The organism is Micromonospora parva, from assembly GCF_040649675.1.
Classification (GTDB): Bacteria; Actinomycetota; Actinomycetes; order Mycobacteriales; family Micromonosporaceae; genus Micromonospora; species Micromonospora parva.
Map to the genome: position 1 here is coordinate 45,866 of NZ_JBEZFX010000010.1, position 13,048 is coordinate 58,913.

Below are 13,048 nucleotides of genomic sequence, written 5' to 3' on the forward strand. Positions count from 1 at the left end.
ATTGTCCGACCGGGGGTGACAGTTGCGGGTGCGCCGCCGGCGCGTGGCCGCCGCTGCGCACGTGGCGGGTACCGTGGCGGTCCCGGCCGGGGTGGGTCGGTGGAGGTCGACGCCCTCCCCGGGGACGCCAAAAAGTTTTGTGCACTTCCTACAACTGAGCGACTGTTGGTTCGGTGGTTGCGCCATAGCGCTGGCCGCCGCCACGCGGAAAGGTGATCACTGCGGGGAGCCGTCGTCTCGCGGCATGCAGGTCGAGGTCTAGCTAAGGGGTCTTTCGGGTGTTCAACCGTGTCGCCATCGTCAACCGTGGTGAAGCCGCCATGCGGCTCATCCACGCGGTCCGCGAGTTGGCCGCGGAGACCGGCATCCAGCTCGAAACGGTGGCTCTCTACACCGACGTCGACCGCAACGCCACATTCGTCCGCGAAGCGGACATCGCCTACGATCTCGGCCCGGCGTCGGCGCGCCCCTACCTCAACCTGGCGGTGCTGGAGCGCGCACTGACCGAGACCGGGGCCGACGCCGCCTGGGTCGGCTGGGGCTTCGTCGCCGAGGACCCGGCGTTCGCCGAGCTGTGCGAGAAGATCGGCGTCACCTTCGTCGGGCCGAGCGCGGACGCCATGCGCCAGCTCGGCGACAAGATCGGCTCGAAGCTGATCGCCGAGAAGGTCGGCGTGCCGGTCGCGCCCTGGAGCCGTGGCGCTGTCGAGACCCTCGCCGCCGCCCGGTCCGCGGCAGCCGAGATCGGCTACCCGCTGATGCTGAAGGCGACCGCCGGGGGTGGCGGACGCGGCATCCGCGTGATCAGGAACGAGGCCGAGCTGGTCGACGCCTACGAGCGCACCAGCCAGGAGGCGGCACGGGCGTTCGGCAGCGGCATCGTCTTCCTGGAGCGCCTGGTCACCGGGGCCCGGCACGTCGAGGTCCAGGTGATCGCCGACGGGCAGGGCACCGCGTGGGCGCTCGGTGTCCGCGACTGCTCGGTGCAGCGACGCAACCAGAAGGTCATCGAGGAGTCGGCGTCGCCGGTGCTCGACCCGGCGCAGGCCGCCGAGCTGAAGACGTCGGCCGAGCGGCTGGCCGTGGCGGTCGGTTACCGCGGCGCGGCGACCGTCGAGTTCCTCTACCACCCCGGTGACCGGTTGTTCGCGTTCCTCGAGGTCAACACCCGCCTGCAGGTCGAACACCCGATCACCGAGCTGACCACCGGGTTCGACCTGGTCAAGGCACAGCTGCACGTCGCCTCCGGTGGACGCCTCGTCGGTGCGCCGCCGGCCGAGCGCGGGCACGCCATCGAGGCGCGGCTCAACGCCGAGGACCCCGACCGTGACTTCGCGCCGTCGCCCGGCCGCATCGCCCGGTTGGACCTGCCCAGCGGTCCCGGCATCCGGGTGGACACCGGCGTCAGCGAGGGCGACACCATCCCGGCCGACTTCGACTCGATGATCGCGAAGATCATCGCGTACGGCCGCGACCGTGACGAGGCGCTCGGCAAGCTGCGCCGGGCCATGGCGAACACCACGGTGATCATCGAGGGTGGGGCGACGAACAAGAGCTTCGTGCTCGACCTGCTCGACCAGCCCGAGGTGATCGACGCCAGCGCGGACACCGGCTGGATCGACCGCGTCCGCGGCGAGGGCCGGCTCGTCACGCACCGCCACTCCGCTGTCGCCCTGGCGGCCGCCGCCATCGAGGCGTACGAGGAGGAGGAGCGCGTCGAGCGGCAGCGGCTGCTGTCGACGGCAGCCGGCGGACGCCCCCAGGTGCAGCACGCCAGCGGCCGGCCGTTGGACCTCAAGCTGCGCGGCGTCGGGTACCGCACCCGGGTGGCCCGGGTCGGCGCGCACCGCTTCCGGGTCGGCATCGAGACCGGTCCGGTCGTGCGCACCGCCGACGTCGAACTCGACCGCTTCGACCGGCACACCGGTCAGATCGTCGTCAACGGCGTCCGATACCGGCTGCTCACCGGCACGTACGGGCCGACCCACCTGGTCGAGGTGGACGGCGTGACGCACCGGGTCAGCCGGGATGAGGGCGGTGTCCTGCGCTCTCCGATGCCCGCGCTGGTCGTCGCCACGCCACTGGAGATCGGCGCCGAGGTCGAGGCGGGCGCGCCGGTGCTGGTGCTGGAAGCGATGAAGATGGAGACGGTGCTGCGGGCGCCGTTCAAGGCGCGGCTGAAGGAGTGCGCCGTCTCGGTGGGCAGCCAGGTGGAGGCGGGCGCGCCGCTGCTGCGCCTGGAGCCGCTCGCGGACGACGCCGAGGAGACCGCCGGCGACCCGACCGCCGACACCGTCGAACTGGACCTGCCCAGCGCCGCCACGGACGTCCCGGCGTCCGAACGCAGCAGGCGCGGTCAGGAGGACCTGCGCGGTCTGCTGCTCGGCTTCGACGTCGACCCGCACGACGACAGCCGGGTGCTCGACGGCTACCTCACCGCGCGGCGGGCGGCCATCGAGGCCGGCCAGTCCACGTTGGCCGCCGAACTCGACCTCATCGAGGTGTTCGCCGATCTCGCCGAGCTGAGCCGCAACCGGCCGACGGGCGAGGACGGCGGCGCCGCGCACGTCCACAGCGCCCGGGAGTACTTCCACACCTACCTGCAGAGCCTCGACGTCGAGCGGGCCGGGCTGCCGGACGCCTTCCAGACCAGGCTCGGCAAGGCGCTCAGCCGCTACGGCGTCACCGACCTGGACCGCACCCCCGCCCTTGAGGCCGCCGTCTTCCGGATCTTCCTCGCCCAACAACGCGCGTCCGCGGACGCGCAGGTCATCGCGGCACTGCTGCGCGCCTGGCTGCGGGAGACCCCGCCGGACGAGACGCTGCGCGAGCCGGCCGGCCTCGCCCTGGAGCGGCTGATCGCCGCGACGCAGGTCCGTTTCCCCGTGGTCGCGGACCTCGCCCGTGGCGTGGTGTTCGCCTGGTTCGCCCAGCCGCTGCTGCGCCGCAACCGCGCCCGCGTCTACGCCGAGGTCCGTGGCCACCTGCGGCACCTGGACGCGCAGCCGGACGCGCCGGACCGCGCCGAGCGCATCGCCGAGATGGTACGCAGCACCGAGCCGCTGGTCCGGCTGCTCGGCCAGCGGCTCGTTCGGGACCACCTCGACAACGCGGTCATGTTGGAGGTGCTGACCCGGCGGTACTACGGCAACCGGTCGCTCACCAGCGTGCGTACCCGCGCGGTCGCGGACTGCACCTTCGTGGTCGCCGAACGCGCCGACTCGAGCGTGGTATCCGCCGCGGTGCGCTTCGACGCGCTGGGCAGCGCCCTGCGCGGGCTGGCCGAGCTGGCCGCCGGCGAGGACGCCGTGGACGCCGACATCTACCTCGGCTGGGAGAACCAGCCGGAGGACTTCGACGCGATGGCGGCGGCGCTGGCCGAGGTCATCGCCGCGCACCCGCTGCCACCTGAGGTCCGGCGGGTGACCACCACCGTCGCGGGTCGCGGCGGTGCGGTGATGCACCACCACTTCACCTTCCGTCCGTCGGGCGACCAGTTGACCGAGGACCGGCTGATCCGTGGGCTGCACCCGTACATCGCGCAGCGGATGCAGCTGGAGCGGCTGCACAAGTTCGACCTGACCCGGCTGCCGTCGTCGGACGAGGAGGTCTACCTCTTCCAGTGCGTCGCCCGGGAGAACCGGGCCGACGAGCGCCTCGTCGCGTTCGCGCAGGTGCGCGACCTCACCGAACTGCGGGAGCAGGACGGCCGCCTGGTCGCGCTGCCGACCACCGAGGACGCCATCGCCGCCTGCCTCGACTCGATCCGCCGCGCCCAGTCGCGGCGGCCGTCGAAGACGCGCTTCAACACCAACCGGATCGTGGTCTACGTGTGGCCGCCGAGCGAGCTGACCCGCGAGGAGATGAAGATGATCGCCGGGCGGGTGCGCCCGACGACAGCGGGCGCCGGCCTGGAGGAGATCCTGTTCATCGCGCGGCAGCGCGACCGCCGCACCGGTGAGCTGACCAGGATCGCCGTACGGATCTCGTTCGACGCCGCGGGCGGCGCCGACCTGACCATCGGGGAACCGCCGGTCGAGCCGATCGAGCCACTCGACGAGTACAGGCTCAAGGTGCTGCGGGCCAGCAGCCGCAACACCGTGTACCCGTACGAGCTGACCGGCCGGCTCGGTGACTTCGTCGAGCACGACCTCGACGACGACCACGTGCTGACGCCGGTGGACCGGCCGAAGGGCCGCAACGCCGCTGCCATCGTGGCCGGGGTGGTCACCACGCCGACCGAGCGGCACCCGCAGGGCGTCACCCGGGTGGTGCTGCTGGGCGACCCGACGAAGTCGCTGGGCGCTCTGTCGGAGCCGGAGTGCCGGCGCGTGATCGCCGCACTGGACCTGGCCGAGCGGATGCAGGTGCCGCTGGAGTGGTGGGCGCTGTCCGCCGGGGCGCGGATCTCGATGACCTCCGGCACGGAGAACATGGACTGGGTGGCCGCGGCGCTCAAGCGGATCGTCGAGTTCACCCAGGCCGGCGGTGAGATCAACATCGTGGTCGCGGGCATCAACGTCGGCGCTCAGCCGTACTGGAACGCCGAGGCGACAATGCTCATGCACACCAAGGGCATCCTGGTGATGACGCCGGACTCGGCGATGGTGCTCACCGGTAAGCAGTCGCTCGACTTCTCCGGCGGCGTGTCGGCCGAGGACAACTTCGGCATCGGCGGCTACGACCGGGTGATGGGGCCGAACGGGCAGGCGCAGTACTGGGCGCCGAACCTGACCGCCGCCCGCGACGTGGTGATGGCCCACTACGACCACACGTACGTCGCGCCCGGGGAGGACGCGCCCCGACGGGCGGTCACCGCCGACCCGACCGACCGGGACATCTCCGACTTCCCGCACGACGTGGCGGGCAGTGCCTTCGCCACCGTCGGGGAGATCTTCTCGGCCGAGTCCAACCCGGACCGCAAGAAGCCGTTCGACATCCGGACGGTGATGCGGGCCCTCTCCGACCAGGACCACCCGGTGCTGGAGCGCTGGGCCGGCATGGCGGACGCGGACACCGCCGTCGTGCAGGACGTCCACCTCGGTGGTATCCCGGTCTGCCTGCTCGGCATCGAGTCCCGGTCGGTGCCGCGGCACGGCTTCCCGCCCACCGACGGTCCGGACACCTACACGGCGGGCACGCTCTTCCCCCGCTCGTCGAAGAAGGCCGCGCGGGCGATCAACGCGGCCAGCGGCAATCGGCCGCTCGTGGTGCTGGCGAACCTGTCCGGCTTCGACGGCTCACCGGAGTCGATGCGCAAGCTGCAACTGGAGTACGGCGCTGAGATCGGCCGGGCGATCGTGAACTTCCGGGGTCCCATCGTCTTCTGCGTGATCTCGCGCTACCACGGCGGTGCGTTCGTGGTGTTCTCGAAGGCGCTGAACCCGAACATGACGGTGCTGGCGCTGGAGGGTTCGTTCGCCTCGGTGCTCGGTGGCGCACCCGCCGCCGCTGTGGTGTTCTCCGCCGACGTCAACGCCCGTACGTCGGCCGACCCGCGGGTGCGGGACCTGGAGGCCCGCGCCGCCGCCGCGGCCGGCACCGAACGCGCCGCGCTGACGGCGGAGCTCGACGAGCTGCGTTCGTCGGTGCGCGCGGAGAAGCTCAGCGAGGTGGCCGCCGAGTTCGATCGGGTGCACAACATCCACCGCGCCGTCGAGGTCGGCTCGGTGGACGCCGTCATCCGCGCCGCCGAGCTGCGTCCACGCATCATCGAGGCCATCGAGGCCCGCCTGGGGTGACCCACCGAGACCGGGCGGGGTGGGCTCGGTTCCTGGACGACCAGGAACCGGGCCCGCCCCGTTTCAGGTGGCGTGGCGCAGCAGTTCGTGAAGGAACCCGACGACCTCGTCGGGGCTGAGGTCCATGGCGTTCTCGCCGACGCTGACCTCGAACGAGCATCGGTCCGGTGCCGGCGCCGAGCGTACGCGGCCGAACAACTCCACCCCGTCGGCGGCGAGCAGCGCGTCGGCGGCCCGCGTCGCGGCGTCCGGGCCGACCGGGAGGTGGACGTGGAACAGGGGCGTCTGCGGTGGGTCCGGGTAGGCGCGGGCCACCCCGTCGGCGTTGATGGCCGCCGCGATCGCCACCGCGTGCTCCCGGTGCGCCGGTAGCCGGGGCAGCAGGGTGTCCAGGCCGTGCAGCGCGGTGAGGGCCAACGGCCACGCGTCGTAGACGTCGCCGCCGAGCCGACGACGCCACACCCGGGCCTCGGCCACCAGTGCGGTGTCCCCGGCGAGCGCGGCACCGCCGACGCCCTGCAGTCCCTTGTAGAACGAGACGTAACCGCTGTCGAACAGCGCGGCGATCTCGGCGAACGGCCGCTGGTAGTACGTCTGCGCCTCCCAGAGGCGGGCGCCGTCGAGGTGGATGGCGGCGCCGCGCTCACGCATCGCCTCGGTCTGCGCGACGAGGTCGTCCCACTGCGGCAGCAGTCCGCCGATGTCGCGTTGCGGCAGCTCCCAGAGCACCGCCGCGAGTGGTTCGGCGACGGCGGTGAGATCGGCCAGTGTCATCAGTCGGTTGCGGTCGCCGACAGGCTGGAAGCGCAGCCCGTGCACGACGGCGTACCCCTGCTGTTCCCAGACCTCCAGGTGACACTGCGGGTGGGCGGCGAAGGCGGCCCGCCTGCCGCGCCGGTCGGCGTGGATGCGCAGGGCCACCTGCTGGGCCATCGTCCCGGTGGGGAAGAACAGCGCTTCGTCGGTGCCGAGCAGGGAGGCCACCCGCCGTTCGAGGGCGGCCACCGGCCCGTCCGGTCCGTTCGGCGGCGTGGCCGGGTCGACCTGGGCCAGCATCGACCGCAGGAGGTCGTGCGGCCGACGGCGCAGCTCCGAGTGCAGGAACAGGGAACGCCGCACAGTCATTGCGGCAGTATCCACCCTCAGCCGGTTCGTCGCTCGTGGCCCGGGTCGGTGTCGGCGCGCCAGGCGGCAGCGAGATCCTCGCGCGCCCGGGCGACCCGGGAGCGGATCGTGCCGACCGGGCACTGGCAGACGTCCGCCGCCTCGGCGTAGGACAGGCCGAGCACCTGGGTGGCGACGAACGCCTCACGCCGCTCCCGGGTCAGGCCGGCGATCAGCTGGTGCAGCGTCACTTCCTCGTCGGCGTCGGTGGTGATCGCACCGGCGGCCTCGGCCGCCGCCTGCCAGTCCGGCACCGACGCCGTCCTCGGTCGGGCCACCGCCGTCCGGACGTGATCCACGGCGACGCGCCGGGCGATGGTGAACACCCAGGTGCGGGCCGACGAGCGGCCGGCGAAGCCGGGCAGGTTGCGAAATGCCCGCAGGAACGTCTCCTGGGTCAGGTCGTCGGCCTCCCCCGGCCCGGCCAGGTGCGACAGGAACCGCCAGACCTGGTCCTGCAGTGCCCGGATGAACGCCGTGGCGGCCTGCCCGTCACCCTGACCCGCCTGCCGCGCCCACCGGGTCACCTGGTCGTCGTCAACGACACCGTTGCGCACCGACCACCGTCCTGTGTGCCACCGGGCGCTCCTTCATGCCGAGATGCCGTCGTCGGAACGCCGCCGATCGGCCGCGCACTCTGGTGGTCGCCGCCGGAGCCGGAAAAGTTCCCGGGCGTCCCACCTTCGACTGGTCTGGCGGATGTCCGACGCGAGCGCCAGCGGGCCGCTCAGCGCGGGACGGGTTGGTCCGCGCTCTCGCGTTCTCTCGGCACCGCGAGGTCGGGCATGCGCCACCACCGCCACAGCTGGCTGTATCCGCCCCCGGCGCTGAGCAGCTCGGCGTGCGTCCCGTGCTCGGCGACGCGCCCGTGGTCCAGGACGACGATGCGGTCCGCGGTGGCCGCCTGGCTGAGACGGTGGGCGACGACCAGCGTCGTACGGCCCTCGGTGGCGGCCACCGCGGCGCGGTCGAGGTCCCGGGCGCCCGCGCTGCCCGCCTCGGCGGTGGCCTCGTCGAGGACCGCCACCGCCGGATCGGCGAGGACGAGGCGGGCCAGCGCGAGCTGCTGGGCCTGGGCCGAGGTGAGCTGCCGACCGCCCTCCCCCACCGGGGTGTTGAGGCCGTCCGGCAGTCCCCGCACCCACTCGGTGGCGCCGACCCGGTCGAGGGCGGTGGTGATCTCGGCGTCGGTGGCGTCCGGGGCGGCCAGGCGCAGGTCGTCGGCGAGCGGCCCGGCGAAGACGTGCACCTCCTGGCTGATCAGGGCGATCTCGCGACGGAGGCGGTGCTCGTCGAGCTGGGCCAGCGGCACGCCGCGCAGGGTGACCGCACCGTGGGTGGGCGCGATGATGCCGGCGATGATGCCGGCCAGGGTGCTCTTGCCCGCGCCGCTCGCGCCGACGAGAGCGACGCGCTCCCCGGGGTTGAGCCGCAGGGTGATGTCGCGCAGCACGACCGGCCCGTCGTCGTAGCGGTGCTCCGCGACGGTCACCTCCAGTGCGGCCGGTTCGGCCCGATCGCGGCGGGTGGGCTCGGCGTCGCTGGGGGCCGCGGTGTCCGGCAGGGTGGTGACCCCGACGAGTCGGGCCAGGCTGGCCCCGGCCTGCAACACCGAGTCCGACTCGAACAGCAGCAGGCCGATGGGGTTGAAGAGGCGGTGGAAGTAGAGCGCGGCGGTGGTGGCGGCACCGACGGTGGCCAGGTCGCCGCGGACCAGCAGGAAGCCGGCGAGCAGCACGGCGGCGAGCCCCACGAACTCCGAGCGGTTGATGCGCAACCCGAAGCGGGTGTAGAGGCCGAAGATCTCCAGGGACAGGTCGCGGGCGACGCCGGAGCGATCCGCGATCCGGGCGACGTGGGCGTCCTCCATCCGGTAGGCGCGCACTGTCGCCGCGCCCCGCAGCGCCTCGGCGGTCGCCTGCGCCCGCTCGCCCGTCGCCACCCGCTCCCGGGCGTAGTACGGCACGGATCGCCGGAGGTACCAGCGCAGCGCCAGCGCGTACGCCGGGGCCGCGACCAATCCGGCGATGCCGAGCCGCCAGTCGAGGGCGAAGAGCCCGGCCGCGGTCAGCACCACGGACAGCAGCGCGCCGAGGAAGGCGGGGCCGCTGGTGGCGATCACGTTCGTCACCACTGCCACGTCGTCGCCGGCGCGGGCCACCAGGTCCCCGGTGCCGGCCCGCTCCAGGGTGGCCGACGGCAGGTGCAGGGCGCGGTCGAGGACCCGTTCCCGGAGTCGGGCCAGCACGGTCTCGCCGAGGCGCGCGGCGACCGCGGCGCCGGCCGCGGTGAGGAGCCCCGCGAGCACGGCGGCGCCCGCGATCACACCGGCCCAGCCCAGCACCGTCGGTGTGTCGGTGCCGGCGATGACGTCGTCGACGAGGCGGCCGAGCACCCAGGGAGCGACCAGCCCGGTCGCGGCCGCGGCGACCAGCAACGTGCCGGCGACGGCGCTGAGCCCCGGCAGGAGGGCCAGCTCGGTGCGCAGGGCGGCCCAGGTCTCCCGGCCGGTGGCCGTCGGCAGCAGGTGCCGGCTGATCGGCTCGGCCGTCATCGCAGGGTCTCCTCGCGGTAGCGGGCGTCGCTGGCGAGCAACAGCTCGTGCGGGCCCTCGGCGACGACCCGTCCCCGGTCGATCACCGCGACCCGGTCGGTGATCCGCAGCAGCGCCGGACTGGTGGTGATCAGCACCGTGCCCCGGGTTCCCGTCCCCCGAGCCGTGGCCAGTCGCGCGGCGAGCAGCCCTTCGGTCACCGAGTCGACCGCCGTGGTGGGGTTGTGCAGCACCAGCACCGGCGGGTCGGCGACGAGCGCCCGGGCCAGCCCGATCCGCTGCCGCTGCCCGCCGGAGAGGTTCGCGCCGCGTTCGGTGAGCAGGCGGTCCAGTCCGTGCGGGTGCGCGGCGAGCACGTCCTCGGCGGCGGCGGCGCGGACGGCGGCACACAGGACCTCGTCGTCGACGGAGGTCCCGGCGCACAGATTGTTGCGCAGCGTCCCCTCGAACAGCGCCACGTCGTGCTGCTCGACGAGGATCGTGGCGCGCGCGGCGTCAATGTGCAGCTCGTCGGCGGGTACGCCGTCGACGCGGAGCGTCCCCCGGTGCTCCGCGCGGGGCACCCGGCCGGCCAGCAACGCGACCAGCGCCTCGGCGTCGCTCGGGTCGTAGGCGAGAACGCCCAGGATCTCACCGGCCCCGACGCGCAGGTTGACGTCGTCGAGGCCCGCGTAGCTGACCCCGTCGAGGGCGAGCCGTGACGGGCCCGGGGCGGGCGGCCCGGCGTCACCCGGCTGGACGACCGGCGCGGCACCGAGGACCCGGGCGACCCGCCCCGCGGAGGCGCGGGCCATGGCGAACAGCTGGACGCAGTACCCGAGCGTCTGCACCGGCTCGGCGATGAACTGGGCCAGCCCGACCACCGCCACCAGCTCGCCGATGGTGAGTCGGCCCTGCAACGCGAGCCAACCGGCGAATCCGGCGACCGTCGCGAGGAAGAGGCCGTTGACGGTGGTGGTGAGCCCGAGGTGCAGGCCCTTGGTGGTGGCGGCGCGCAGGGTGACGTCGAGCGCGTGGCGGCTGGCCCCCGCGTACCGGCGGGCGGCGTGGTCCTGTGCGCCGATGCCGCGCAGCACGCGCAGGCCGGTGACGAGGTCGACGGCGAGGGCGGTGGTGGCGGCGAGCGCCTCCTGCTGCGACGTGCTGCGCCGGGTGAGCAGCGGCGCCATCCGCTGCAGGGCGACGACAAGCAGGGGTACGCCGATGAGCACCCCGAGCCCGAGGGGAATGTCGACGACGAGCAGGGCGACGGCGGCGACCACGATGGCGGTGAGCGCGGCGGCGGTGAGTCCGGCGACGCGCACGACGAGCGCGGAGAGCTCGGCGTCGGAGGCCGTCACGGACAGCAGTTCGCCGTCGCGCAGACCCGAGCGGCGTCCCCGCGGGTCGAGGGCGCTGCGGACGATCTCGACCCGGGTGGTGTGCGCCTCGTGTTCCACGGCGGCGAACGCCAGTCGCGCGCCGGCCCGGTAGGCGAAGGCGAGCACCGTGAACAGGGCGGCCAGCCCGGCCAGCGAGAGCAGCAGGGCGCGGACGTCCCCGGTGGCCACCGCGCGGTCGATGACCACGCCGACGGCCACCGGGACGAGAGCTTCGGTGGCCTGGTGGGTGCAGAGCAGCGCGATGCCCGCTGCCACCCGGGCGCGCTGTCGACGCAGCGCGCGACGCAGCACGGCACCGCCGGTGGTCTCGGCGACTGTCATGTGCGAATCGATGAGGGCACGGCGGCGGACTCCACTGATGATTAGGGAAGGCTAACCTAACATCTCAGTGGTGGGGTCGGAGGTGCGGGCCCGGTGCTCACCCACCCGACACCGAACCGGGCAGGCCGAGACCCTTGACGGCCGCCGCGACCAGGACCTCCGGGGCCGACGAGAGATCGAGGACGAGCACCGACTCGTCCGGCCCGGCCGGTTCCAACGTGGCCAGCTGCGACTCCAGCAGACTGGCCGGCATGTAGTGCCCCTCGCGCTTTGCCAGTCGCGCCCGGATGACCTCCGCCGGCCCGTCCAGGTGCACGAAGTCCACAGGGAGCGGGCCCCGACGGAGCACGTCGCGGTACGACCGCTTCAACGCCGAGCAGGCGAGCACCGTCGAACGGCCCTCCGCGCCACGGTCGGCGATCCACGCGGCGATGTCCCGCAGCCAAGGCGCCCGGGTGGCATCGTCCAGCGGTACGCCGGACCGCATCCGCGCCACGTTCTCCGGGGAGTGGAACTCGTCCGCCTCGGCGAACGTCAACCCGGTCGCCGCGCTGATCCCGCGTGCCACGGTGGTCTTGCCGGCCCCGGAGACGCCCATCACCACGACGTGCCGGGTGGGCCGGGCGCCGCGCCGCTCACCAGTCATGGACCGTGCCGTCCTTGAGCCGGTTGAACGGCAGGTACGCCGGCTCGTACGGGAACCGGGCCGCCGCCTCCTCGTCGAGCTCCACCCCGAGCCCCGGTTGGTCGCCCGGGTGCAGGTAGCCGTCGGTGAAGGTGAACGACTGCCGGAACACCTCGTTGGCCAGCGGGGTGTGCTTCATGTACTCCTGGATCCCGAAGTTGTGGATGGCCAGGTCCAGGTGCAGCGCCGCCGCCATACCCACCGGGGAGATGTCGGTGGGGCCATGGATGCCGGACTTGATCTGGTACTGGGCGGCGAAGTCGAGCAGCTTGCGCATGGCGGTGATGCCACCGGTGTGGGTGACGGCGGACCGGACGTAGTCGATCAACTGCTCACGGATCAGGGTCTGGTAGTCCCACACGGTGTTGAAGACCTCGCCGATGGCCAGCGGGGTGGTGGTGTGCTGGCGGACCAACCGCAGCGCCTCCTGGTTCTCGGCCGGGGTGCAGTCCTCCAGCCAGAACAGGTCGTACGGTTCGAGGGCCTTGCCGAGCTTGGCGGCCTGGATCGGCGTCATGCGGTGGTGCCCGTCGTGCAGCAGCGGCAGCTCCGGGCCGAACTCGTTGCGTACCGCCTCGAAGACCGACGGCAGGTGGCGCAGGTACGCGCGGGTGTCCCAGTCCTCCTCGGCGGGCAGCGGGGTGCGCTGGGCGGGTTCGTAGTCGTAGCGCTGGCCGGTGGCGCTGGGCTGCGCGGCCACGCCGTAGACCGCGTTGATGCCCGGCACCGAGGTCTGCACCCGGATCGACCGGAAGCCCTCGTCGAGGTGGCGGCGGATCGAGTCGAACAGCTCGGGAAGGTCGCGACCCGAGGCGTGCCCGTACGCCATGATGCCGGTGCGGGACGCGCCGCCCAGCAGTTGGTACAGCGGCATGCCGGCAGCCTTGGCCTTGACGTCCCAGAGTGCGACGTCCACCGCGGCGATGGCCGCCATGGTGACCGGGCCTCGCCGCCAGTACGCCGACCGGTACAGGAACTGCCAGGTGTCCTCGATCCGGTGCGCATCGCGCCCCATCAGCAGCGGGGCGACGTGGTCGCGCAGGTACGAGGCGACGGACAGTTCACGACCGTTGAGCGTGGCGTCGCCCAGACCGGTGATCCCCTCGTCGGTGGTGATCTTCAGGGTGACGAAGTTCCGGTCGGGGCTGGACACGATGACGTCTGCTGCGACGATCTTCACTGGGGGCCTTTCCGTTAGTGC

The 13,048-nt window shown here is 73.0% G+C and carries 7 protein-coding genes; 1 reads left to right on the forward strand and 6 read right to left on the reverse strand.

Going from position 1 to position 13,048, the window contains the following annotated elements:
• Positions 1-278 precede the first annotated feature (278 nt).
• Positions 279-5,741, forward strand: coding sequence for an ATP-binding protein (locus tag AB0C03_RS24310; protein WP_030330491.1), 5,463 nt, complete (start codon positions 279-281; stop codon positions 5,739-5,741).
• A gap of 63 nt (positions 5,742-5,804) precedes the next feature.
• On the opposite strand, the gene AB0C03_RS24315 is transcribed toward AB0C03_RS24310, so the two are convergent.
• The 6 genes from AB0C03_RS24315 to manD all read right to left on the reverse strand — a co-directional run bounded on the left by AB0C03_RS24315 (position 5,805) and on the right by manD (position 13,027).
• Positions 5,805-6,866, reverse strand: a complete 1,062-nt coding sequence (locus tag AB0C03_RS24315) for a threonine aldolase family protein (RefSeq protein ID WP_357638976.1) — start codon at positions 6,864-6,866, stop codon at positions 5,805-5,807.
• A 17-nt stretch (positions 6,867-6,883) separates the two neighbouring features.
• Complete coding sequence (locus tag AB0C03_RS24320) at positions 6,884-7,462, reverse strand: sigma-70 family RNA polymerase sigma factor (RefSeq protein WP_210864449.1); 579 nt, start codon at positions 7,460-7,462, stop codon at positions 6,884-6,886.
• 170 nt (positions 7,463-7,632) lie between these two features.
• Positions 7,633-9,459 (reverse strand): ABC transporter ATP-binding protein, encoded by a 1,827-nt coding sequence (locus AB0C03_RS24325; RefSeq protein WP_357638978.1) that lies wholly within the window; start codon positions 9,457-9,459, stop codon positions 7,633-7,635.
• Positions 9,456-11,162 (reverse strand): ABC transporter transmembrane domain-containing protein, encoded by a 1,707-nt coding sequence (locus AB0C03_RS24330; protein WP_357638980.1) that lies wholly within the window; start codon positions 11,160-11,162, stop codon positions 9,456-9,458. Before AB0C03_RS24330 ends, AB0C03_RS24325 begins: the two co-directional genes overlap by 4 nt.
• A gap of 97 nt (positions 11,163-11,259) precedes the next feature.
• The gene (locus AB0C03_RS24335; RefSeq protein ID WP_357638982.1) at positions 11,260-11,808 is read right to left on the reverse strand and encodes a gluconokinase; all 549 of its coding nucleotides are present in this window, start codon (positions 11,806-11,808) and stop codon (positions 11,260-11,262) included.
• Entirely contained in the window at positions 11,798-13,027 is a 1,230-nt protein-coding gene (manD, locus tag AB0C03_RS24340) for a D-mannonate dehydratase ManD (RefSeq protein WP_030330497.1), read from the reverse strand. Before manD ends, AB0C03_RS24335 begins: the two co-directional genes overlap by 11 nt.
• Between the last annotated feature and the right edge of the window lie 21 nt (positions 13,028-13,048).